General features: G+C 38.5%; 22 protein-coding genes and 1 other annotated feature. Of the genes, 17 read left to right on the top strand and 5 right to left on the bottom strand.

The genetic code is table 11. The annotated features are described in order from the left end of the window. Nucleotides 1-437 precede the first annotated feature (437 nt). The 9 genes from ACSFXN_RS10945 to ACSFXN_RS10905 all read left to right on the top strand — a co-directional run bounded on the left by ACSFXN_RS10945 (nucleotide 438) and on the right by ACSFXN_RS10905 (nucleotide 11,908). Nucleotides 438-1,703 (top strand): helix-turn-helix domain-containing protein, encoded by a 1,266-nt coding sequence (locus ACSFXN_RS10945; protein ID WP_437150151.1) that lies wholly within the window; start codon nucleotides 438-440, stop codon nucleotides 1,701-1,703. Between the two features lie 590 nt (nucleotides 1,704-2,293). Further along, nucleotides 2,294-3,262 (top strand): HNH endonuclease, encoded by a 969-nt coding sequence (locus tag ACSFXN_RS10940; protein WP_437150149.1) that lies wholly within the window; start codon nucleotides 2,294-2,296, stop codon nucleotides 3,260-3,262. Between the two features lie 339 nt (nucleotides 3,263-3,601). Further along, entirely contained in the window at nucleotides 3,602-4,828 is a 1,227-nt protein-coding gene (locus tag ACSFXN_RS10935; RefSeq protein WP_437150148.1) for a YHYH domain-containing protein, read from the top strand. A 66-nt stretch (nucleotides 4,829-4,894) separates the two neighbouring features. Beyond that, nucleotides 4,895-6,694: an excinuclease ABC subunit C gene (locus tag ACSFXN_RS10930; protein WP_437150147.1), complete on the top strand. Its 1,800-nt coding sequence runs from the start codon at nucleotides 4,895-4,897 to the stop codon at nucleotides 6,692-6,694. Between the two features lie 135 nt (nucleotides 6,695-6,829). Next, nucleotides 6,830-8,410 carry an EVE domain-containing protein gene (locus ACSFXN_RS10925; protein ID WP_437150146.1) on the top strand — a complete coding sequence of 527 codons (1,581 nt, stop codon included), beginning with the start codon at nucleotides 6,830-6,832 and terminating at the stop codon, nucleotides 8,408-8,410. 71 nt (nucleotides 8,411-8,481) lie between these two features. After that, the gene (locus tag ACSFXN_RS10920; RefSeq protein ID WP_437150145.1) at nucleotides 8,482-9,246 is read left to right on the top strand and encodes a hypothetical protein; all 765 of its coding nucleotides are present in this window, start codon (nucleotides 8,482-8,484) and stop codon (nucleotides 9,244-9,246) included. Nucleotides 9,247-9,436: 190 nt separating this feature from the next. Beyond that, nucleotides 9,437-10,039: a recombinase family protein gene (locus tag ACSFXN_RS10915; protein WP_437150144.1), complete on the top strand. Its 603-nt coding sequence runs from the start codon at nucleotides 9,437-9,439 to the stop codon at nucleotides 10,037-10,039. Nucleotides 10,040-10,410: 371 nt separating this feature from the next. Then, nucleotides 10,411-11,307 carry a hypothetical protein gene (locus ACSFXN_RS10910; RefSeq protein WP_437150143.1) on the top strand — a complete coding sequence of 299 codons (897 nt, stop codon included), beginning with the start codon at nucleotides 10,411-10,413 and terminating at the stop codon, nucleotides 11,305-11,307. A gap of 73 nt (nucleotides 11,308-11,380) precedes the next feature. Beyond that, nucleotides 11,381-11,908 (top strand): hypothetical protein, encoded by a 528-nt coding sequence (locus tag ACSFXN_RS10905; protein ID WP_437150142.1) that lies wholly within the window; start codon nucleotides 11,381-11,383, stop codon nucleotides 11,906-11,908. A gap of 347 nt (nucleotides 11,909-12,255) precedes the next feature. Here the strand turns inward: ACSFXN_RS10905 and ACSFXN_RS10900 are convergent, their stop codons facing one another. Next, entirely contained in the window at nucleotides 12,256-13,182 is a 927-nt protein-coding gene (locus tag ACSFXN_RS10900; RefSeq protein ID WP_437150141.1) for a hypothetical protein, read from the bottom strand. Between the two features lie 652 nt (nucleotides 13,183-13,834). On the opposite strand from ACSFXN_RS10900, the gene ACSFXN_RS10895 reads away from it, so the two are divergent. Continuing rightward, a complete protein-coding gene (locus ACSFXN_RS10895) occupies nucleotides 13,835-14,113 on the top strand; it encodes a hypothetical protein (protein WP_301854656.1) in 279 nt (92 codons plus the stop codon). A 34-nt stretch (nucleotides 14,114-14,147) separates the two neighbouring features. Here ACSFXN_RS10895 and ACSFXN_RS10890 read toward each other — a convergent pair whose 3' ends face one another. Together ACSFXN_RS10890 and ACSFXN_RS10885 are read right to left on the bottom strand one after the other, a co-directional pair. Beyond that, a complete protein-coding gene (locus ACSFXN_RS10890; protein ID WP_437150140.1) occupies nucleotides 14,148-15,080 on the bottom strand; it encodes an alpha/beta hydrolase in 933 nt (310 codons plus the stop codon). A 15-nt stretch (nucleotides 15,081-15,095) separates the two neighbouring features. Next, nucleotides 15,096-15,995, bottom strand: a complete 900-nt coding sequence (locus tag ACSFXN_RS10885; protein WP_437150139.1) for a hydroxymethylglutaryl-CoA lyase — start codon at nucleotides 15,993-15,995, stop codon at nucleotides 15,096-15,098. Between the two features lie 80 nt (nucleotides 15,996-16,075). Here ACSFXN_RS10885 and ACSFXN_RS10880 point away from each other — a divergent pair, with 80 nt between their 5' ends. Then, complete coding sequence (locus ACSFXN_RS10880; protein ID WP_437150138.1) at nucleotides 16,076-17,260, top strand: acetyl-CoA C-acetyltransferase; 1,185 nt, start codon at nucleotides 16,076-16,078, stop codon at nucleotides 17,258-17,260. Between the two features lie 13 nt (nucleotides 17,261-17,273). After that, nucleotides 17,274-17,513, top strand: a complete 240-nt coding sequence (locus tag ACSFXN_RS10875; protein ID WP_437150137.1) for a DUF3886 domain-containing protein — start codon at nucleotides 17,274-17,276, stop codon at nucleotides 17,511-17,513. A gap of 107 nt (nucleotides 17,514-17,620) precedes the next feature. On the opposite strand, the gene ACSFXN_RS10870 is transcribed toward ACSFXN_RS10875, so the two are convergent. Further along, complete coding sequence (locus tag ACSFXN_RS10870) at nucleotides 17,621-18,238, bottom strand: NUDIX hydrolase (RefSeq protein ID WP_437150136.1); 618 nt, start codon at nucleotides 18,236-18,238, stop codon at nucleotides 17,621-17,623. Continuing rightward, on the bottom strand, nucleotides 18,235-18,882 hold the full coding sequence (locus tag ACSFXN_RS10865) for an HAD family hydrolase (RefSeq protein WP_437150135.1): 648 nt from the start codon (nucleotides 18,880-18,882) through the stop codon (nucleotides 18,235-18,237). Before ACSFXN_RS10865 ends, ACSFXN_RS10870 begins: the two co-directional genes overlap by 4 nt. A gap of 109 nt (nucleotides 18,883-18,991) precedes the next feature. Continuing rightward, nucleotides 18,992-19,183: a binding site (T-box leader), on the top strand. Between the two features lie 57 nt (nucleotides 19,184-19,240). Here ACSFXN_RS10865 and proS point away from each other — a divergent pair. The 5 genes from proS (at nucleotide 19,241) to ACSFXN_RS10840 (ending at nucleotide 23,044) form a co-directional block, all read left to right on the top strand. Continuing rightward, nucleotides 19,241-20,671 carry a proline--tRNA ligase gene (gene proS / locus ACSFXN_RS10860; protein WP_437150133.1) on the top strand — a complete coding sequence of 477 codons (1,431 nt, stop codon included), beginning with the start codon at nucleotides 19,241-19,243 and terminating at the stop codon, nucleotides 20,669-20,671. 29 nt (nucleotides 20,672-20,700) lie between these two features. After that, nucleotides 20,701-21,534 (top strand): DUF4037 domain-containing protein, encoded by an 834-nt coding sequence (locus ACSFXN_RS10855; RefSeq protein WP_437150132.1) that lies wholly within the window; start codon nucleotides 20,701-20,703, stop codon nucleotides 21,532-21,534. Between the two features lie 153 nt (nucleotides 21,535-21,687). Then, nucleotides 21,688-22,254: a glycine/sarcosine/betaine reductase selenoprotein B family protein gene (locus tag ACSFXN_RS10850; RefSeq protein ID WP_437150130.1), complete on the top strand. Its 567-nt coding sequence runs from the start codon at nucleotides 21,688-21,690 to the stop codon at nucleotides 22,252-22,254. A gap of 66 nt (nucleotides 22,255-22,320) precedes the next feature. Next, on the top strand, nucleotides 22,321-22,503 hold the full coding sequence (locus ACSFXN_RS10845; RefSeq protein WP_437150128.1) for a hypothetical protein: 183 nt from the start codon (nucleotides 22,321-22,323) through the stop codon (nucleotides 22,501-22,503). 82 nt (nucleotides 22,504-22,585) lie between these two features. Then, nucleotides 22,586-23,044 carry a hypothetical protein gene (locus ACSFXN_RS10840; RefSeq protein ID WP_437150127.1) on the top strand — a complete coding sequence of 153 codons (459 nt, stop codon included), beginning with the start codon at nucleotides 22,586-22,588 and terminating at the stop codon, nucleotides 23,042-23,044. The last annotated feature ends 42 nt before the right edge of the window (nucleotides 23,045-23,086 follow it).

Genomic DNA, 23,086 nt, shown 5'->3' with positions numbered 1-23,086 from the left:
TGTTAAATATACGCACCGTGAAATACTAAAATAACAGATTAAAAACCTCTCATTTGAGAGGTTTTTTTCGTGCGCAGCAATCTTTTTATGAGTAAACAAGTAAAGGCAGATGCCTATGTAAGTTAATGGCAAGAATCATGATGGATATTTTTAAAACAACCAATATTCTTTTGTTAACAACAAATAAATAACATTATTATAAAAAAAGTATTGAAAAAGAAGGAATATATGTTGTATAAATGGTTTTAATTAACTGTTTTAGAACAATTTTCTTAATTTCGATAGATATGTCGAAAACAACCTGCTAAACTAGGTTTATAGAGAACAGCGGTAGTCTTTATCTGGGGAGATAGTGTGTACCACCGCCAGTAATACAATAATCGCTCGGAAAAGCGTGTATTACGTGTTCTCAATATATATTAAAGTAGGTTTTCATTATGTCAAAAAAACAACCAAAAATCAAGAAGGAACTAATTCTTCATCAATTCATGAAAGAACGCAATGAAACAATGAAAGATGTAGCTGACTCTCTTGGTGTTTCACCGCAAGCAGTTCAGTCCTGGCTTAGTGGGAAGAAGGAGATTCCAAAGGAACGCTTGAAGAAACTTTCTAAACGGTATAGCGTTGATGCGGAAAAACTAATGGAGGAAGCTGAAAAACCTTCAGATTTTCAACAAATGTTAGAGAGTACAGATGATTTCAGAGTGGTTCTACAACCTACTAGTGACAAGACTGCTCAGGCAAACTACAAGAAAACGATTCTAAATTTGATAGATTTGGACGAAGTTAAACCTTTTATTCAATCTCAGGAATATGATGAGTTAAAAGCCGTTTATCCCTCTGGAAAATGTAATGTTTGGGGTGTGAAAAACGGTAAAAATGATGCGACCAAAAAACAGTATGACAAACTTCAGGTCGGTGACTTAGCGTGGTTTTATAAGTCGAGTTTGTTTTACTCACAAGCTTTTGTAATGTATAAATTACACAGTAAGCAGCTTTCTCATTACCTTTGGAATGACGATACACAATTCGAGAATATCTATTTCTTGGCTGAGGTTTCGCCCTTTAACCTAGAGATTCAAGTTTTTAACAAACTAGTATACGGGAAAGAGGAATCCTTTCCTGTAATGGGTTTTCGAGTTTTATCGGAAATGCAAACTGCATTGCTTGTCGATGGATTGAACGTTGAAGATGAACCAAGGGATATTTCAAAGCCAAGAAAGAAAAATCGGTTTGCCACCAAGTCTGCCAATGAACTTTTAAAGTCTCTTCTGTTATTGGAGGAAAACAAAGAACTTGATTTGGTAGCAAAGAGAAAGGCGCGTATGGAACAGAGTATTTTAAGGGAATTGTTGTTCCACAAAAAAGAAACCGAAATTTGTGCATGTTGCGGTAAAGAATATCCCATCAATTATCTAATTACCGCCCATATCAAAAAAAGGGCATATTGTACAATCGATGAAAAACTCGATGCCAAGGTAGTAATTCCGTTGTGTCTTTTCGGATGTGACACAATGTTTGAAAAAGGTTTAGTAGTAGTTGATGAGAATGGGAAGTTCAAAAGAACAGATGCACTAAATGATATTGTGGTAACTCCTTCAATCACTCAATTGTTGAAAGAATATGATAATCAAGAGTGTAAATACTGGAATGAGGATACCAAAGGTTATTTCAAATGGCATTATAATTTCCATGTTATATGAAAAATGAATGAAAACACTCTCATTTATATGAGGGTGTTTTTTGATTAGAAATAATTCGCCAAGAGCTGGTTCTTTCATAAATACCACATTCACTTGGAATCTAACTTTCTAATCTATCGTCATAAATTTTAATATCATTATGAAGAATTTTTGGATATTAAACAGTTATTGGAAGGGGTATGAGTATAAAATTACTGCTGATGTGATGATAAATAAGATGAGGGATATCAAGAACATCTTGTGCATAAAGAAAAAAACTCATTGAGCGATTTAAGTTTAATATCAACCGCGAAAGAGATATGCTTAATGAAGCGTTTATCTTTTCTTATAGAATAAAAAATTTGGATGACATAACAGGTTTTTTAGATGAATAAGCTTATCTTTACCAAAAAAGCAGGGTCCTCTGAAATGAAATTTTGAAATGTTGGATTAACCTTGAAATTTTTACATTCAAAACGTAAACCTGAAGAGGTCGGGTTAATCAAACATTTTAAACTCATAATCAGATTTTTAATCATCAATAGTTACTTTCTTTCATAAAAACGTTAGTAGGGGGAATACGATGACTGTTGTAACAAGTAATGAGTTGATTGCAAAAAAAAAAAGAAATAATCGAATTTCTTACTTCAAATTTTGATGTAACCGCATTTCCAGGCTCGAAGAATAAATATCAATCATTTGACTTAGTAAATAAAGAAAACACTCAATTTTACAAGGATTCGAATCATTTATATAACCACCAAGCCCGTCATATGAAGGGGTCTTTAAACTGGTTTGAAAACCCATCAGTATGGATTAGAGTTATTTCAATTGATGAAAGAAAACGAGGGAAAGGCCTGGCCATCCATATAAAATGCCAAGTGGAAAATTGGACTGGAGGTAGGAGCAAGGCGAGTGAGTTATATTACAAAAAGTGGAATCTTCCTTTTCAGCGTGAAGGTATAAAGCTTCGAACACCGAAAGGAAAACAATTGATATTCTCTATTCTTAATGAGGAGGTCGCAAAATTCAACTTAACTGACGCCTATTTTTTTGATTATTTGAAGCATACTTACAGTTTGTATTACGAGAATTTGGCGAAATTATTTGAAGGTGTTCAAAGTGAACAAACTTTATCTTCTTTCAAACAAGGTGCAAGTGAACAAGAACCAGTTCAAGATTTCCAAAAGTCAAAAACCACTGATGCAGAATTAGAAAAAAATATTGATTTAGACGTGGAAGCGGAAGAGGTAGAGGATGGGTATGGAATAGAAGGTAGAGTGGCCAATTACTATGGGAAACGCTTTGAGAGGAACTCAAAGAATAGAAAATTAGCAATCAAAAAGCATGGTCTCGACTGTTTTGGTTGTGGGTTTAATTTCGAAAAAAAATATGGAGAACGGGGAAAAGACTTTGTAGAGGTGCATCATATCAATCCTCTAAGTACATTGACAGAAGCGACTGAGGTTAATCCGGAGACGGATTTAATTCCCTTATGTGCGAATTGCCATCGTATGGTCCACAGAAGAAAAGACGATGTTTTAACTTTGCAATCATTGAGAAACCTATTGAAAGAGTAAGGAGTATAAAGGTGCAAATTCGAATGAACAGAATTTTGCACTTACAAAACATTACTAGAAATCCCTTTATAAAGTGCAGTATTAACCACTTAAAAGGTGTAGCACTCCGGCAAACTTGTTAAATAGTGAACCGTGCAATGCTTGAATAATGGATTAAAACCCTCTCATTTGAGAGGGTTTTTTCGTGCGTAATCAAATACTCTAAAAAAATTAAGGGACAACTTAGATTGTAAAGGTAAGTGGAGTAAGTCTTTTTGATAGGTAAGATAAAAAAATTACCAATTACTTAGTAATATCATAGTATAATGTATTTGTGCAATTTGAATTGGAGGAATATATATGAAAAAATGGTCTTTATTGTTTGTTATAATACTTGTCTTTTCTTTCGCCTTAAATGCAGAAGCTCATTCTGGACGAACAGATAGTAGTGGGGGACATAACTGTTCGGCAAAGTCAGTAGCTAAAGGATTGTGTACGGGCTATCATTACCATAATGGCGGAGGAAGTTCAGCACCTAAAACGAGTCCGAGTACAACTCCGAAGCCTCAGGAACCCGTTTACAATCCGAAAGTCTACTATGATAACGGTTATAAAGCCGGTTACTCGAAAGGGATTGAGATGGGCTATCAAAAGGGAGAAGACAGTGTAGAGTCCACCGATTCTAACGATGACTATATAGAAGGTTGGACTGCTGGTTTTGATATTGGTTATACAGAAGGCCTCGAGAAAAAAGAAGCGGAAGAAAAAGCAGCAAAAGATAAAGTAGAAGGAGCGGCAAAAGGGAAAGCAGACGGAAAAATTGCCTATTATGCTGGAAAAGCAGTAGATGCATTTACTCATGAAGCTCAGAGTTCTGAAACTTATATAAAAGCATACAATGAAAAATTTATTTCCTCTTGGGAAACGGCTAAACTTGCAGAAGCTTGTTTTGAGGAGGGCTATAACCAGGGATTGAAACAAGATGAACTGGTAATTTCTAAAACATGTGAAGAAGAGTCCTTGCGTTCTGAGTTCGAAAAAGGACATGTAAAAGGGGTCCAAGAACGGGATACTAAAGAAATCGAAAAACTTACTAAGCAGGGGGAAGCAGCGGGATATGAAGTGGCAGAGCTAGTAGTGCCGAAAGAAGCTAAAAAGCCAAGCTATCAAGCTGCTTTTGAAAAAGGGTATGAAGATGGAAAGAACAAACGGAAAGAAGAAGTGGAAAGTGAAGGATATGATTCTGCGTTTAAACAAGTAGATTTTGTAAATGAAGTCTTTACGGACAATGAAGTTCTTAGTGCCTGGTACAAAGAAGGCTACGAAAGCAATGAAATCGCTAAAGAGATAAAAACGAACGCCCAAACGCTAGGCGAAGAAAGTGATGAATACGTCATAGCAGAAGAATACAAGGTCAATGACGACTCAATTAGCCTCTATGATTCCCTTTTTACAAAAGGCCAGGGGATTAAAAAAGAGCGTGAAAGAGAACAGCGTAATTTGATGTTAACGGTAGGTGCGATTGGGGCGCCAGCAGCCGGTGGGTTATATTTTTGGAAGAGGAAGCGTAAAAACAAAGCACAATAATTAGAATGAGCATAAAGCTGTTCCTGCATTTTTTTAGGAACAGCTTTTTCGCTACGAGCTTATAGCATGTCAGTAACTGTAAGGACATATAGCTTCAGATGGGAGAGTCATATGGGAAATGCTACGAGGAAGATAGAGGATGTAGAGTTGCAGGTTCAACAACTTATACAGATGAATTCGAACATTGAAGTTACCGCAGATACAAAGCATAAAATATCAGGTATATACATGATTTATATCAACAACTTTTCTTCTGAAACCGTTGTTCCAATATACATTGGGAGGTCCGTGGATATACAAAAGCGATATAAAGAACATTTGGTAGAGGTTCTTGCCTTAAATAGGCTCTCTTCGGAAGAGTACCATAAATACTTCTTTTCGAAATCTCGCTCTCTTTATGAGCGGAAATTTAAATCCACTAAAATTTTCAAATATATGATTGAACATAAGTGTACTTTGAGAGATTTTCGTATGGTGGTCCTGGAAGAAGTAGCATACGAATTTTTAGTAGAAAAAGAGCAAGAATACTTTCAAAGGTTTTTGCCTTCATTCTTTGGATTTAACCAATTTGATTCCTTTCTCAAGCAAGAAGAATTGAGATTTTCGAAGTCAGAAATAAATAACCTTGAAATAAAAGATTTTCTACGGATACTACTTGATGATGTGAAGTCCATTTCTGCTTATTATGAATATGGCTATACTCGATTTAATTTTGAGCATGCTTTACCTAAAGGACTTTTTTTATCGTTGAAAGAGCGAAACTTGATTACCGTTGAAACACTTTCTGACTATGAAGAAGTTGATTTTGAGTTAGAGAAATTGGAACGGCTATATAACATTGACCTTGAAAGAAATGAATTGAAAAAAGAACTTGAAGTGATGGATGATGAGATAAAAAAATTAGAGGAATTAAAGATAAGTACTTTTGAAGACGGCAAAGAAGCAATAATCACGTTAAGAAATCAAATAACCGAGAAATTTAAGGAACTGGACATGTATAAGAATAAAATCCCTATCAACAATTTCGTTGATAGCATTTTATCTGATGAGCCTCAAAAATACAGAACCCGGTTTTTAAAGTTCTTGACTAGCTATGATTGTGACTTGGATTTCTATGAACTCTATGAAGATGAAATCAATTACATTAAAAAAGTGGTAGTAGCTCTCAATGAAACTAAGGGCCTTCACAATGAGAGTTGTGAGTTGCGGAGACAAAAAGCAAAGAAAAATGTTCATAAAAGATATCAACTAATCTACCCTCAATGTTCCTTTGGAGCTTTTTCTTTGGGTGATATGTCTAAAAACCTCACCTTTAAAATAAATGATGAATACGAGTTATTGAATACTTGCCATATCAATATTTACATATCTAATGATGGGATTAGTAGGAGTGAAATCAGAAAAGAACCGCATATTATTAGAATTGATTATTGTTACATCGACACCATAGGGAATAGAACAGACAAGTCCTATTACATTGATAACGAGACCACGAGAAACTGTCAAACAGGGTTGACGTATTTTGAAAAAGATTATTACGATAGCTTTGTTTTTAAGAAAGTACCGTTTAAACTGACAAGTTTGATTGATGATGAGATAGATAACTCTTTCATATCTATCAATGCAGAAATAAAGCATGGAATGAACGACTGTACACTAAAAGACAAGAGTTTGGTTCAATTATCAGTAGTCTTAGATGAAATACAGCAAACAATAGATGAAGAAACTAGATTTAATCTATATGTGTCAGAGTCCCAAAACACCTTGAAACTTTGTGTGCCGTTTAAAATTTCATCAAGAAACATATTTGTAGAAAGATTACTTGCAAAGAAGTTACCCAAAATAAAGAAGAAGAAAAGGTTTTGAATAATATAGAAACTCGTTGAGCATGAAGAGATTCAGCATGACTATAAGAAAGACATATAAGTGTTAGAGTGCAACCTCTCACTCGAGAGGTTTTTATGTGAAGGCGATTTTCACTACACTACAGAGGTGAGATAAATGAATACGTGGATATTTCAAGGAAATCCCAAAAGCTTCAATGTCGATGATTATCTGTTAGAGAATGAGCGAATCTGGTGGTCCATTAGACAGCAGCATCTTGCTAAACATATCCAGTTGAACGATGAAGTTTTCATATGGCGTTCAGATGGTGCTATACGAGGAAGTGGAGGAGTAGTTGCAAGAGCACAGATTATCTCCCTTCCCCAGGAATATACAAATGATGACGATTCCTTAGAATACTGGTATGAAGATGTGAGCGGAGATACGTATCTTGCAGTTGAATTGAAAGTCTTGGAAGAAGCTGTAGCTGATGGTATCAATCGTACAGAATTAATGGAGCATGAGCATTTGTCCGATATGATGATACTTCGACTGAAGCAGAATACAAATTATCTGTTGTCTGAGCACCATAGCGATTATTTGAGGCAAATGTGGTACAGTCGTATCCCTGTCAATCCCTCGGAAATTTACACACGGTTTCCTTTCGTTGACACAATAGAAGACGTAATAGAGAACATGGAGCGATTCGAAGCAGACCGAGTGGAAGTGGAAAAGCTGGAAAAACAATTACCCACGTTCCAGCAATGGTATTACATACACGAACTGAACTTATTAGCTCCTAGTAAATTCATCGGTTACAAAAAGATGAAAGGTCATCTCTATGTTGATAAAGACGCCATTGCTTGGACGGATGGAAGAGCAACTGTAGGGATACTGGATAAGTGGTTTATTAAATGGGAAAGCCTATACTTAAAAGACAAAGTCATCTCGAAATTAAACGGCAGAACTCGCAAAAGTTTCACTGTCAATATACTTAAAAGTGAAAAGAATTTAATCGAAGAATTATTTCCACTTATTAAAAATAAATCGAATGAGAGGCAAAGTCTACCAAAACTCCGGCATAGTAAAAGAGTTCGAGAATATAAGTTATATTCGGATGAATTGAAAGCACAAATATTATTTGAGCATCTGATTCATGGCGAAATGCATAGATGGCTGGATATTAACGTATTGGGTATTAAAGATGGAAAATCTAATGGACGCAATTCTGCTAATATTCTATATTACTTAGGTATGAGAGCAGATTACAGAGGATTTTTTCAAGGGGAAGAATTACATACAGTTATCCAGATGCTAAAAGAAAGTGGAAAGGATTTTACAGAAGCTATCCGATTATTAAAGCTATTAGACGATACAGAGCTAGAAGAGAATATTAATTTAGACCTTGAAGCTGAACAAGCAGAGGAAGGTCATGGCTTGGAAGGAAGCGTTAAATATTATTACGGCAAACGCTTTGAACGGAATCCTAAGAATAGAAAATTGGCAATCCAAAAGCATGGTTTAGATTGTTTTGTTTGTGGTTTCAATTTTGAAGAAATATATGGAGAACGAGGGAAAGACTTTATAGAAGTGCACCACATCAATCCGCTAAGCACATTAGGGGAAGCAATTGAGGTTAATCCAGAAACAGATTTAGTTCCCCTATGCGCTAATTGCCATCGGATTATACACAGAAGAAAAGATGATATTTTGAGCTTGGAGTCACTGAAGAATATGATTAGTAAAGGAAAGAGATAATGGTGTAATTTCAACGTTACTACTCATTCGAAGAATCTCTAGATTAACTGTTTGATGAAGGGGTACACAATATGATTGAAATTATAAGCGAGATGTTTTCAAAATTTGGCATATTAGGAATAGTAATCACTCTGGTATTTTACTGCATTAAAAACAATCCTATCACCTCCATATCATCAAGTGCGATTGAGATGAAGTTGGCTACAAAAGAAAAAAGGTTCTATGTTCGAATGATGATACATATCGCAGTGATAGTTATGTACACCATCTTTTTTATGGCTATTACAGCTGCATTTTTTGCAGACAAGGATTCATATTCTCGAGAAATTTTTGTAACAGGTTTTGTCATATCAGGAGTAATATTTTTTTGGATTATAATGTTGGATGCAAGGGATAAGACATTTACAGATACAGTGAGTGGTTGGAAACTGCATTGGAAGTGGTTGCTTTTTATACTGCTCTTTTTTCATTTCATAAGCATATTTATACTGACGGCATATTATATTGGTACCCAATTATATTCGGAATCATTAGCAGGTCCATTCTCCGATGGTGAAAAGTATATTATCATCGCAGGTGTAGCAATAATATATATGTTTATTGCGACTATCATGCATTTTACAGTAGTAGATACGTACCTAAGGTTCTTGGAACTAAAAGGTAACAACAAATTTACTTTGATTGTGAATGTTGGTGGAGAGAAATGGTATTTGTTTCATCCCATAGAAAAGGACTTATATTTGCTGGGTAATAAAGCTGTCTTGAATGAATGCTCAAAGTTTACGTTTATTGAAAGAACGGGGTTACTTAAAGAAATTATAGAGGTAGAGCATTAGTATATGGCTTTAAGAAAAGGCTTTCTTTCAAAGGAAGCCTTTTTGTTTGTGATGAAAGAGCGTGGGATAATTCTGTATATATTAATTATGTCGCACATGACTACACCCACTTGAAACACTACTCATTCATTGATATGATTCACTTCATAGAGTCTCATATACATGACTCACAATGAGAGGTGAAGAACACATGAAAAAGCTTGGATATGCAAGGGTATCATCAACAGGACAAAACTTGTCTGCACAGATTAATCAATTGAAAGAAGTGGGATGTACTACAATTTATCAAGAGAAAGTATCTGGCAGAAAGACAGCCAACAGAGAACAGTTTAATAAGCTGCTTGAAGTTGTTCTTGATGGAGACACTATTGTTGTAACAAAGCTTGATAGGTTTGCTAGAAGCACTAAGGATGCATTGCATATCATTGAAATGCTAGACAACAAGGGTGTCTCTCTCATTGTCTTGAACATGGGCGGGGACAAAGTGGATACAAGCACAGCTATTGGGAAGCTGATGATAACCGTCTTATCGGGGATTGCAGAGTTTGAAGCAGACATGATACGGGAGCGGCAGATAGAAGGAATAGCAGAAGCTAAGGCTAGAGGTGTCTATAAAGGTAGACCGCATACTTATACAGAGAAGCATAGCGGTTTACAGCATGCCCTTGAACTTTATGAACATAGAAAGACCAATAAGAAGACTGTGAAGGAGATTGCTGAGATAACCAATATAAGTAAAGCTACTATTTATAGAGCAGTTGGAGAAAGAAAAGAAAAGCAGCAGCTCTTGTAACTTCTGAGGTTACAAATATATCTATTGGATTTGCAGGCAGGCAGAAAACATCACTTGAAGAGCAGATGCAAAGGTAAGAATGAAGATTCTATTATTTATAGATTTTAATTAGGGGGTGTAAAGAAGTTAAAAGAGTTTTATCCAATTTAAAAAATATAGAGGGGGGTACTTTTGACCAAAACATTGCCGCGTACTAACCCTTAATACATATGCTGTTACACTCCTGGAATAGGATGGTATATCATACAAAGTATATGCTGAGCCTCGTCTTCTTCTTTTTTGAAAATTTTGAATGCTCAAAATTGGTACATTGTGGTTTTTAGGATTTAATTTGTAATATACATATATATAGAAATTAGGAGTGGGAGATAATGGAAGGTTATTTTAAAGGGTTCAACCGACAGCAAGGTGCGTTAGATGCAATAGCAAAAGGGTGGAAAACTCCATTTGAAGATTTCAACCGACAGCAAGTCGCGTTAGATGCAATAGCAAAAGGGTGGAAAACTCCATTTGAAGATTTCAACCGACAGCAAGTCGCGTTAGATGCAATAGCAAAAGGGTGGAAAACCCCATTTGAAGATTTCAACCGACAGCAAGTCGCGTTAGATGCAATAGCAAAAGGGTGGAAAACTCCATTTGAGGATTTCAACCGACAGCAAGTCGCGTTAGATGCAATAGCAAAAGGGTGGAAAACCCCATTTGAGGATTTCAACCGACAGCAAGGTGCGTTAGATGCAATAGCAAAAGGGTGGAAAACTCCATTTGAAGATTTCAACCGACAGCAAGTCGCGATTCAGAAGATAATGTCCTCTTTAGAGAATACATTTAAAGTGCAATCATTTGATTTTAGTGGAAGTTTGTTAGTAATGAATGATGTAATCCAAGATACACGTTTTGATATAGAAACTAAAGAGAAGTCTAATCTGAGTCAAGTTGAGCAGGAGTTAATAACTTGGTTATATGAACAAATTGAAATTGCATTTAGCATAATTAATTCTTTAAGAAATATAAGCAATGCAATTGATACTAAAAAGGCAATTGGGCATATGATTGCTTTGATTGGTTTTATAAGTGCAATAATAACGATTGTTGGCTCCATACAGGGAAATAATACGGAGATTCATATCCACAATCAGTACGATAATGTGATTATAAAAACAGAAACTAATGGGGACAAAACTGATATATATATTGAAAAAAAAGAATCGCCGCTTGAACTTCAAAGCGAAGACGATGATAAATGGTATACGGGTGGAGAGCGTACATAACTAAAAACAAGTATGAGATAATCAAAATGCAGTGTTAAATAATTCGAAATTATGTAGCAAAGTAGGTATTCAAATGGCTAAAAAAAAGGAAAGATTATGTCCTTGTGGTAGTAAGATACTATTCTCTCAATGTTGTAAAATACCAAAATCTAACAGCACTCCAGATGATGTGAAAAAAAGAGTAACTAAAATAGTAATTTCAACATTCGATTCAATAGGAGAGAATCGTGGAGAGACGTGTTTATATGTTTCTACTTTGGTGAAAGATTTACTGAATGAACATAGAATAAAAAGCTATGTAGTTGCTGGCTCTTCTAGATGGAACCATGTATCGGTATATTATGACTGGAAACCTCCTGTTGAATTTCATGCGTGGGTTGTTACAGAATATGGAGAAATAGTAGACCTTGCTTGTGATGCTTTAAATGAAAGAAGAGACATGCGAAGAAGTATTGGATTTAATATCCCCACAAGGTGTTGGGAGAAGGAATTAAAGGATAGGGTATACGTTCCAAAGGATTTAGGAGCTAAATCACTGCCTTTTGATAAGGGCTATAAGGACATTAAAAACAAAGCTTTCGAGTTATTGCTAGGAAACTAGTAAAGCTATATTCAAACGCAAATAAAAAACACCTCCAAATAGTTATAATTAGGAGGTGTTTTTGCCAGTAAAAGAGTTATTGTTTCATTTAACTTTCAGCAAATGAATAAATATTTAGAAATTCATTCCCGAAATCACTTATTTCGTGCATATAGAATAAGGGCTTATTCCTAAATTCATCTGTAAAATCTGCTTCCATCAAGTCAGGTTCATAAATACCGTTTTCAGCTTTGGTTAAAATAATCTAAATCTAAATCAAGAATCAAATATGAAGAATTAAAAGAGCTAATATACAGGTAGAAACAAAAAATGCTTGCCTTAATTGGCAGGCATTTTTTATTTGTTTATTAAAATGGATAAGGGTCAATCAAGCTTTCTGTTACTTCTTGTATTTTTGACTTAAAATCATTTCTTAAATTTCGTAAGTCTCTGAATATATCCATAGGCATAGCATATAAACGAGGATTACCATAAGAAGTGTGCTCGGTTTCTCTTATGAGTTCTCGTTCAGCCATATTAGCTATAACCAAGTCGTAATTTGATGAAAGAACTGGTTCCATAAATTGTTTCTTTTCCCAAACTTTAATTTGGTCTAATGTTTCATCAGACTTCCATCGAGCCCCTAAAAAACGATTTGCTGTTTGAAGTATAAATGATAGCAAAACATATTCACCCACAATTAAATCATCAGAATCTATTATTTCTGCTAAGTTAGGAGTATTCTCTTGTGCTTCTATTTTATCTTGCACATTACTTTCTAATTCAATTGCGCCTCTTACATGTGCATACTCTCTTATTTTTAATAATAAGTCAGAAGCAATTCTATTTCTATCATAATTAAAGGCTAGGTTTTTTACTCTAAATACTTCTTTAAAATCCTTAACTTTTTGAAATTCAATTAAATTAGTTGTGGTAGGTAAATCATCGTCAACGAAATAAACCATTACATCTTTGCCCTGTGCATGAAAGGTTTCTATTTCTTCAAGTGTGCCAGATGGAAAATTAGTAGTTGGTGTTCCTAATTTAGTCCAAAAAACACCGATAAGTAAATCGCAATTGTTAAGCAAGTTTTGATTAATTACTTGTTGTGCGTCTTTTGAGTTATATCCGGGTGCTACGTCGCTTTCCCATCTCCGCGGCAATAGAATTGTTTGTAAGTCTTTCGCATGCTCTTTGTTCCATTGTAATATTGCTAATTCTATTTCATCACGGCGAGAATGAACATCAAAAGGAGAGGCTATAAATACATTTAATACTTCTGCTTTAAAACTCATTTTATACCTGCCTTTCAATATAATTTACTTATTGAAATGATTATACAATAAATTACAGCGATAAGAAGCAACTCTGAAAGATATAGTAGAAATACAAATGTGTATTGCGAAAAATTAAGGTTATGATTACTATTTACTTATTCGGTCTAAGAACGGAAATTGACCGAAGCACTTTCCTTTCATAGAATGCTTTAACTATGCTAATAATTACGTAGGTTGGTGGTTCGAACCTTTATTGAGCTCAATTCTTGAAATTCGAAGGATAAAGCTATAATCTTATTAAATACAAAGCAAGTAGACAAAAAGAATAGACAATGGTATATTTTCTGTAACAGAAAAAGTGGTTTGAAAACGGCTAGAAACCTTGTCATATCAACTTTTGTTTGATTTTTTACAAAAACCGTCTCAGAAAAAAATCAACCAAATGATGGCTCAAATGAATAAAGCTTCTAATAAACCGGCTAAAAAATAAAAAGCACTCTTTTGGAGTGCTTTTTTTGTGCCTTGAAACTGCTGAGCTGGTTCTTTCACTATAATATTCTCTAACAACTTATGCCAACTCCATTATAAAATGCTTTTTCTCCCTGCGTTTCAAATGACAACAAAACAGGGATAAGAGTAGAAAGAACTTCAAAAACGGGAGGGGAATAGTATGCCTGAACAAGAAGAGTTCGTTTTCTACATGCCGGTGATTGAAAAAGAAGAAACGAAGGAAAAAGAGGGGTTCACTACGCAAATGGAAGGCGTCGGCAAAGTTTTGCCTGTGTCGATGGAGCAGATCAATGAAATGGTGAAAGGGTTGTCGGACTATACTTTGGATACAATAGAGCTGCATGTTAGGGGAGTAGCGAGAACAGGTCCAATGGTTGAATTTTTCATCGGAGCAGAAGGAGAAGCAGGGCTAAAGCTGGTTTTGAAAAAAAAGAAATAAGTCGAAGCAAAAAAGCACTCTCATGGAGTGCTTTTTACATATCTGAAGTCATCAAGCCGATTGCCTCTAGAAATTCAGCAACGGTTTTTTCGTATTCTTCCGGGTATTTATTATAAGACTGGGCATGCGTTCCTTCAGCAAAAAAATTGATCGCTTTTGGGCCTGGCTTTACATCAAACATTTCCTGCGACATTTCCGGCAGTACAAATTCATCCTCCAAACTGTGGATGAAAAGGACTGGGCTTTTGATGTGCGCCGCCGCTTCTATCGGCGAAACGGTTGAAATGGAGTAGCCATCGCGCAATTTCATAAAGACAGCTGCGAGCTTTAACGCCAATGATGGATGTATTGGCTTAGTGGTCTTCATGACATGCAGGATTTGTTTTGAGATATCGGAATAGGCACAGTCAATGACGTAAAATGCTGCCGTGTCTTCCATGCCTGCGTATAAAAGTGTAGTAGCCCCGCCCATCGACTCGCCGTGGATGCCGAAAAATAAATCAGGTCCAACGTGCAGTCTTAATGCTTCTACTACAGCTTTTAAATCGAGTTTTTCATAATGGCCGAAACTGGTGGTTTTACCGCCGCTCTCGCCATGCCTGCGATGATCGTAGACGACCGAATTAAATCCAAGCCGTTCAAACATGCGGGCGTATTTAAATGAGTTTACTTTGGTTTCTGTGACGCCATGGCAAATGACAACGTATCGTTTCGTGTCATGAGGTTCCAGGAAAATGGCTTTGATGGGATAGCCATTTTCAGACTGGATCCATCTTTCGCTTTTTTTCACTTGGGCGTACCACACTTCATCATAGCGCTTGGCAGAAATTTCTCGCTCTAATATGAGATTTTCGTCTTTTTTCTTCATATACATCAAACGGTTGCTGACAATAAACCCGATAACAGCAGCAGTTAATGTTAAACCAGTTGAAACAATGGCCGAAACCTGCAGCAGTCGTTTCTTCATGGCAAACTACCTTTCTTATGCCTGGTTTTGATAAAGCCGGTACATCCCAGTTTGAACCGGATTTGTCACATGTGGTTCAATTGTCTGGACAGCCTCGCATAATAAATCCAGATTAATGCCTGTCTCAATGCCCATGCGGTGCAGCATATTGACCACGTCTTCTGTTGCCACGTTTCCTGTAGCACCGGGAGCAAACGGGCATCCACCAAGTCCGCCCGCAGATGAATCAAAGCGGTCAACACCGGCCTGCAAGGCAGCGAAAATATTCGCCAGCGCCATTTTTCGTGTATCGTGGAAATGGGCAGTCATCAGCACATCTGGAAACGCTTCTTTTAATTGCCGGAACAATTCGTAGCTTTCAGCTGGCGTTGCCATGCCTATGGTATCGGCAACACTTAATTCATCCACGCCCCAGTCAACAAATTGGCGACATAATGCCAATGTATCTTCCGGTTTAATGGCACCTTCAAAAGGGCAATAGAAGGCTGTTGAAATGCAGGCACGGACAAAAATGCCATCCTGCTTTAATTTTAAAATAAGCGGTTTTAATGCTTCCATGCTTTCATCCGTTGTTTTATTAATATTTTTCTTGTTGAACGTATTCGACACCCCGACGAATACCGCGACAGCTTGAGCTCCTGATTCCAGTGCCGCATTGATGCCTTTTTCATTCGGCGTCAAGACGAACTGCCGTCCGATTTTTTCTACATTGGCCATAATGTCTTTGGCATCGGCCATTTGGGGAACCCATTTCGGTGATACGAATGATGTCAGTTCCATTTCTTGAATGCCTGCTTTTTGCAATCTCTCGATAAATTGCAGCTTATGCTCAGTTGAAACGACATTTCCTTCATTTTGAAGTCCGTCCCGTGGCCCTACCTCGATAATCGTTGCATTATTTGGTAAAATGAACATAGTATCCCTCCTGACTCCATTTTAGCCAGTGCAGGGAGAAAAGAGCAAACGGTAAACAACCAAACAAGGGGGAAATCATTTTGTCACAAGAAGTCGTTATTGTCAGTGCAGTTCGTACAGCAATCGGTTCGTTTCAAGGTGCGTTAAAAGATGTGCCGGCTACCAAATTAGGGGCGATCGTTATCAAAGAAGCGGTTGAAAAAGCCGGAATCGCACCCGACCAAGTATCAGAAGTGATCATGGGCAATGTGCTGCAGGCGGGGCTCGGCCAAAACCCGGCACGCCAAGCGTCAATGCAGGCTGGGCTTCCGGAAACCGTTCCGGCGATGTCGATCAATAAAGTCTGCGGTTCAGGGTTAAAAGCCGTGCATTTGGCGTATCAGGCGATTTATGCCGGAGATGCAGAAATCGTGGTTGCCGGCGGCATGGAAAACATGAGCCAGGCCCCATATTTGATGCAAAATGCACGCAGCGGATTCCGCATGGGCGACCAAAAAGTGGTTGACAGCATGCTGGTTGACGGGTTAATGTGTGCATTCAATGATTATCATATGGGTATTACTGCTGAAAATCTATGTGACCGCTACGAAATTACACGGGAAGAACAAGATGAGTTTTCAGCCCGTTCACAAGCACGTGCAGCAGCGGCAATCGATGCTGGGAAATTCGATGATGAAATCGTGCCAGTGGAAATTCCACAGCGCAAAGGCGAGCCGGTTATTTTCAAGACAGATGAATACGTAAAACGCGATTCCACTGCTGAAAAGTTAAGCAAATTGCGCCCAGCATTCAAAAAAGACGGCAGCGTAACAGCTGGCAATGCATCGGGCATCAATGACGGAGCAGCAGCAGTCGTGGTCATGTCAAAAGCGAAAGCGGATGAACTGGGGCTAACTCCGCTTGCGACAATCGCGGCGAACGGCAGTGCTGCAGTTGATCCGGCAGTGATGGGAATCGGTCCTGTCCAAGCGGTCAAAAATGCTTTGAAAAAGGCAGATTTATCTCTTGAAGATATTGAATTGATTGAAGCAAACGAAGCATTTGCTGCCCAATCCATTGCAGTCGACAAGGAACTCCATTTCAACCATGATATTTTGAATGTTAACGGCGGAGCAATCGCCCTCGGCCATCCAATTGGTGCCAGCGGTGCCCGCGTATTCGTTTCCCTTCTTCATGAAATGCAGAAACGTGACGCGAAGACAGGGCTTGCCACATTGTGCATCGGCGGTGGCCAAGGTGTAGCGACAATTGTAAAACGCCCATAAGGAGAGACACGGTATGGCTAAGAAAAATACTTCCAAGAAAAACTCACCAAAGAAAAAAGAAGAAGCAGCCAGCATATTGCCTGAAGATATTCTGGCAAAACTGCAGGCCACGAAAAAAGAGCTGCTGAAAGAAGAACAGCAGCGCGAAGAAGAAAAAGAAGCACAAAAAGTGTTTGAACGACAACAGAAGGAAAAGAACTTGTCGTTTGCGGAACTGCTTGAGCGGCATGGCGATAAAGGGAATAAGTTTTAAAAAGAAGCAAGGTTACAAAATGATTCTATGAGTTTCAATAACCCTCTTCATCAAACCTGAAAAGGAAAGATGAAGAGGGTTATTTGTAGCTTATCAAGAATTTATTTCTAATCAAAGACAGTCTCTTCATTTGGATCGTTAAGGAACTCAAACAGCATTTCGATTTGGGACTTGGTATTTCTGCTTTCTGAAAGCTTGGGCAGATTAGTTTCTCTATAAAAATCCACGCCTTTCGTTTCCAACCCATTCTCAGCATTTCCGCCGATAATGTCACATTGTATAAAAATCTTATAATAATGATAAGGTTGAGGCGGGTGCGGATGCTTATTCATGTCAAGCACTGCTAATAATTTTACTGGAACCGCATCAAATCCGGATTCCTCTTTAATTTCTTTGACGATGTTTTCAGCAGGGGAAAGGCCGATATCACAAAATCCGCCAGGCAAAGACCAGTGGTCATCGATGTTTTCATGTACCATCAGAATTTTTCCGTCTTTGAATACGGCTCCGCGAATATCCAGTTTAGGGGTTTGGTAGCCCGAATCATTTGCAAACAAGTCCTTGATTTTCTGCATTTCCAAGTTGGTGTGCTCGTTGATAATTTCCACACTGATTTCCCGAAGTTCTTCAAAACGCTCCAAATCATAGAAGTTTTTTGAAAATGCCAATCCTGCTTGGGACAGTGATTGGATTCTTTGTGCCCATTGGAGCCATTTCGTACTCATTTAAATCCCCCTTCCATCGCTTCTCTAAAATCATGGACTGTCTTAAAAAGAAACGAAGGAGCCGCAGCGAATTCCAAAGTTTGATAGTCTGGGAGCCACTGTACGCCTATCGTTACGACATTTGCTGCAGTTCCGGCTAATATATCCGCATTACTGTCCCCGATAAAGATGGCTTCCTCAGCTTTGACACTCAAGAGAGATAAGATTTTTCTCACACCTTCCGGATCCGGCTTAGGGTTCACTACGTCATCTCCGGTAATCATGGCATCAAAAAGATGTTCCAATCCAAGGGTTTTCAACGAAATATCGAGACTTCTTTTTGCTTTTCCGGTGACAATCCCTAATTTCAGCCCTTTTTCTTTTAAATGAATCAACAAACTATGAATATCCCTATTCTGTTCAATCATGTCAGCATGATGTCTCAAGTATTGGTCATAATATTGTTCAATCGCTTCTTCTTTGTTGCGGTGTTTCAGGTTTTGGTAGATGATCCCGGTTTCTGAAGGACCGAACATCGCCCGGACTTCAGCCGAAGAAAGTTCCCGCTGATCATACTTCCGGAAAACGTGCTGAAAAGCCATATCGCAAACCGGCAGTGTATTGGCTAATGTGCCATCAAAATCAAAAAGTATCGCTTTCATCATTTTCACCTCTCATTTCTCGGTTCACCCCGTTACTTAATACTATACTAATTCTTATTGACTAAATATTCTATTTCAATTAATCTGATTAAAATATAAAATAGCAGAATCAGAAATTTTAAGGACCAGTAGATAGAGGTTTCTTTTTCAGAGAAGGTGCCGTTGGCTGAGAGGGACCCAAAGAAATACTATCGAACCTGCCTTTCATATCTGTATTGAAAAATGCAGCGGTCCATACCGTTATCATGTTCGAGAGTAAAGCTTTGCTTTAAATTAGGGTGGTACCGCCTTCTGGGTCCCTTATTTTTAGCGGGGCTTTTTTGTTTTATTTTCAATAAATCATTTGAAAAGGGGAATGGCTATGGCAAAAAACAGGGTAGAGCAGATTACGAATATGGATGTGGATTTTGCGCAATGGTATACGGATGTGGTATTGAAGGCGGAACTGGTTGATTATTCGAGTGTGCGGGGATCGATGATTATCCGTCCATATGGCTACGCAATTTGGGAGAACATCAAAAACGCATTGGATGCGGAGATTAAAGAGACCGGGCACGATAATGTCTATATGCCGTTATTGATTCCGGAAAGCTTGCTGCAAAAAGAAAAAGATCATATCGAAGGTTTTGCCCCGGAAGTGGCCTGGGTGACACACGGCGGCGATGAAGAACTGGCGGAACGATTATGTATCCGGCCAACTTCTGAAGTGCTGTTTGCTGAGCATTATAAGAACATCATCCATTCCTACCGGGACTTGCCAAAGCTTTACAACCAGTGGGCAAATGTCGTGCGCTGGGAAAAAACCACCCGGCCGTTTTTGCGGACTCTTGAGTTTTTATGGCAGGAAGGCCACACATGCCATGAAACGGAACAGGATGCCCATGAAGAAACCGTGAAAATGCTGGATGTCTATGCAGATATTTGCGAGCGGGTGCTAGCAATTCCGGTGATAAAAGGCCAGAAAACAGAAAAAGAAAAATTCGCCGGTGCAGAATATACCTATACGATTGAAAGTTTAATGCATGACGGCAAAGCGCTGCAGTCCGGGACTTCACATAATTTGGGCACGGGCTTCGCGAAAGCATTCGGCATTGAATTTTTGGACCGGGAAGGCAAACTTCAGACAGTCCACCAGACGTCCTGGGGTTTCACTACGCGCATCATTGGCGCGATGATCATGGTGCATGGCGATGACAAAGGGCTGGTCCTCCCGCCTGAAGTTGCACCGACACAAGTCTTGATTGTGCCAATCGCCCAGCATAAAGAAGGCGTGCTCGATGCGGCGTATGCACTGCAGCATGCCTTGAAATCCAAAATGCGGGTTGGAATCGACGCCAGTGATAAAAAGCCGGGCTGGAAGTTCAACGAATCTGAAATGAAAGGCATTCCGATCCGCCTAGAGATCGGACCCAAAGATATCGAAGAAAACAAAGTCGTGTTAGTCAGAAGAGACACGGGCGAGAAATTAGCAGTAGAACAGCAGAACTTAGAAGCAGAAATCAAGCAGCTGCTTCAGGATATACAAAAGAATTTATATGATAAAGCGCTGCAGCACCGTTTAACCAAAACCAATAGAGCTGCAACTATGGAAGAGTTTAAAGATACGCTGTCGGCAGAAGGTGGCTTTATCAAAGCGATGTGGTGCGGAAAAGAGTCCTGCGAAGACCAAATAAAAGAAGAAACTCAAGCGACATCACGCTGCATTCCATTCGACCGGGAACTCATAACAGATACCTGTGTTTGCTGCGGCGAAAAAGCAGAACAGCTGGTCATTTGGGCAAAGGCTTATTAAATGGCCATCCACTCAAAGGAGAAAATCAAATGGAATTGAAAGAACTGGCAAAAGAAATAGCAGACGTATACATGCACAATCCTAAAATCGAGTCCGTCATGCTGGGGGGATCTGTCGCGCGAAATTTATCCGATGAATTTTCGGATATTGAATTGTTTATATTTTGGAGGGAAAGCCCGACTGATGAAGACAGAAAAGAGCCGATTGAAAAGCTAGGCGGCAGCATACTTGATTTTCATCCTTTTGAAGACGAAGAATGGTCAGAAACCTATACGGTCCAGAACATCAAATTGGAAATCAGCAGTTTCCTATTAAATACTGCCTTTCAGTATAGTGAAGACGTTACTTTAAAATATGATACAGATCTCGAGAAACAAGTCTTATTGGCATCCATCGCTGATGGCATTCCGCTTGGAGGCGAAAAGGCGCTATTCGAGCTGAAGGGAAAAATAAAGTTGTATCCTGTAAAGCTTGGCGAGGCGATGGTCAAAGAAAATAGAGAGCTCGGGACGCGCTGGCAGAACCGTGAAGCGCTCCTTGCCCGGGAAGACTGGCTGATGCTCTACCAAGTTATCGTGGCCGTTGAAGTTAAACTGATGGGAATTCTATTTGCGCTTAATCAGCGATATGTTCATCACCCGGCATTTAAATGGCAGAAAGCTTCGCTGGACAACATGGAGATTAAGCCGGAAAACAGTTCGGAACGCTTTGCTTCAGTCTTGCTTGGAGAACCGAAGGAAAGCATCAAAGAGTTGGAGCGGCTGGTATTAGAAGTTTTTCAGTTGGCACAAACCTTTTATCCAAATTTTGATATGTCCGGTTCTATGGTAAAGGCCGGCTGGGCAAGACCTAAAAATAGTTGAATAACATTAATTTCAAAACAAAAATCAAATCCTTTCTTTAAAATTAAAATCTGAAATTTTCGTTAACAAACTGCAACCTGCCCGGTAAATAAAAGGGTTATTTACTAAACAGTCGAATACACTAAACAACTAAAAGAATCAGTCACACAAAGCTTGGAGATTAATCAAAGTGATGTAGGCAATGCCAAAGAAATTAATGAGGAGGGACTATGTAAAATGAAAAGCCGGACAAAAATCAAATCTAAAGTGGCCGTGGCATTTTTGGAAAACTTCCCGAAAGCTTATAACAATTACACGTTAAAGCATGTCAGTAAACAGCCAGGTGTTCCAGAAGCGAACTTGACTAAACCGCTGGCTGAATGCAAAGTTGCTTTGTTATCGACTGCCGGTGTCCATTTGAAAACAGACATTCCATTTGATCTTGATATTCAAGATCACACCATTCGGATCGTCCCGGGAAAGGCTCATGAAGAAGAGTTGACGGTAACCCATATGTATTACGATACGAAATTCGCTAAAAAAGATACGACGATCGTTTTTCCAATCCAGCAGCTGAAAGAGCTGGAACAGTCCGGAGTTATCGGTTCTGTATCAGACATCCATATCGGATTGTATGGCGGCGTCATGGAGACTGAGCTGGTCGAAACGGAATCGATTCCCAAGGTAGTAGAGCTGTTCAAAAACAAAAACATTGATGTGGCTTTGATGGTGCCTGGCTGAGGCACTTGCCATAATGTACTCGGGCTGTATGCCCGGGCTTTAGAAGAATCAGGAGTGGCAACTGCAATGATTACGTTATTGCCGGATGTCACTGAAAAAGTTGGAGTCCCGCGTACATTGCATGTGCCGTTTAAATTGGGCCGGCCGTGCGGGGAACCGTTTGATTTTGAAACACGGAAAAAAGTGATCAATCAATTGCTGGAACTCGCTGTGAAACCAACTGGAACCCGCATAGAATATAAAGAGTAAAACGAACCATTTCTATTTATATTTGATCCGAAAACACATTATTAAACTTCCAAATTATTTATAAAGAGAGGAAGATGGGGATGTGCGTGAAAAAATTAGAAGATGGCTTTATGACATCGACAAATTCATTGATCTACAGAAGTACATCTCCATTGATGCTGAGGGGATAGACGAAGATTTAAAAAACAAAATTGTCGAGATGGAAAGCTTGGCAGAAAATCTGGCGAAGAAGATGCAAATTCAATATGCGGCTCAATTTGAGGAGCAGAAAAAGCGCAACTTTTCCGTCTGGCTTTCAAGGGATCTTAATGGAGACGTATTAGAGAGCCTGTCTGCAGACTGCTGCCTGAACAAAGAATATCGTTCTCGGATTGCGATAGACTATAATGACCCGGGCTATGATAACGATGCTTACGCAGCGGCCATTACAATTTGGCATTATCACGAAGCTTTCTTTCAAAAGTTTGGGACTTTATTTGATGCGGCTAAAAATGATTTGGAAAAAGAAATCGAAGAAATATTGAAGAACATGCTCGATTAACTGGACTTTCCAATCTGCATAATTTGGTTAATACTACAAGAA

The sequence above is a fragment of the Planococcus sp. 1R117A genome (assembly GCF_051417975.1).
Lineage (GTDB): Bacteria > Bacillota > Bacilli > Bacillales_A > Planococcaceae > Planococcus > Planococcus shenhongbingii.
This window is presented reverse-complemented; position numbering and strand designations above follow the sequence as displayed.

Bases quoted from the DNA above. Each gene is read 5' to 3' on its own strand.
- ACSFXN_RS10945 (WP_437150151.1), top strand. From the start codon at position 438: ATGTCAAAAAAACAACCAAAAATCAAGAAGGAACTAATTCTTCATCAA.
- ACSFXN_RS10935 (WP_437150148.1), top strand. From the start codon at position 3,602: ATGAAAAAATGGTCTTTATTGTTTGTTATAATACTTGTCTTTTCTTTC.
- ACSFXN_RS10930 (WP_437150147.1), top strand. From the start codon at position 4,895: ATGTCAGTAACTGTAAGGACATATAGCTTCAGATGGGAGAGTCATATG.
- ACSFXN_RS10925 (WP_437150146.1), top strand. From the start codon at position 6,830: ATGAATACGTGGATATTTCAAGGAAATCCCAAAAGCTTCAATGTCGAT.
- ACSFXN_RS10920 (WP_437150145.1), top strand. From the start codon at position 8,482: ATGATTGAAATTATAAGCGAGATGTTTTCAAAATTTGGCATATTAGGA.
- ACSFXN_RS10915 (WP_437150144.1), top strand. From the start codon at position 9,437: ATGAAAAAGCTTGGATATGCAAGGGTATCATCAACAGGACAAAACTTG.
- ACSFXN_RS10910 (WP_437150143.1), top strand. From the start codon at position 10,411: ATGGAAGGTTATTTTAAAGGGTTCAACCGACAGCAAGGTGCGTTAGAT.
- ACSFXN_RS10905 (WP_437150142.1), top strand. From the start codon at position 11,381: ATGGCTAAAAAAAAGGAAAGATTATGTCCTTGTGGTAGTAAGATACTA.
- ACSFXN_RS10900 (WP_437150141.1), bottom strand. From the start codon at position 13,182: ATGAGTTTTAAAGCAGAAGTATTAAATGTATTTATAGCCTCTCCTTTT.
- ACSFXN_RS10895 (WP_301854656.1), top strand. From the start codon at position 13,835: ATGCCTGAACAAGAAGAGTTCGTTTTCTACATGCCGGTGATTGAAAAA.
- ACSFXN_RS10890 (WP_437150140.1), bottom strand. From the start codon at position 15,080: ATGAAGAAACGACTGCTGCAGGTTTCGGCCATTGTTTCAACTGGTTTA.
- ACSFXN_RS10885 (WP_437150139.1), bottom strand. From the start codon at position 15,995: ATGTTCATTTTACCAAATAATGCAACGATTATCGAGGTAGGGCCACGG.
- ACSFXN_RS10875 (WP_437150137.1), top strand. From the start codon at position 17,274: ATGGCTAAGAAAAATACTTCCAAGAAAAACTCACCAAAGAAAAAAGAA.
- ACSFXN_RS10870 (WP_437150136.1), bottom strand. From the start codon at position 18,238: ATGAGTACGAAATGGCTCCAATGGGCACAAAGAATCCAATCACTGTCC.
- ACSFXN_RS10865 (WP_437150135.1), bottom strand. From the start codon at position 18,882: ATGATGAAAGCGATACTTTTTGATTTTGATGGCACATTAGCCAATACA.
- proS (WP_437150133.1), top strand. From the start codon at position 19,241: ATGGCAAAAAACAGGGTAGAGCAGATTACGAATATGGATGTGGATTTT.
- ACSFXN_RS10855 (WP_437150132.1), top strand. From the start codon at position 20,701: ATGGAATTGAAAGAACTGGCAAAAGAAATAGCAGACGTATACATGCAC.
- ACSFXN_RS10845 (WP_437150128.1), top strand. From the start codon at position 22,321: ATGATTACGTTATTGCCGGATGTCACTGAAAAAGTTGGAGTCCCGCGT.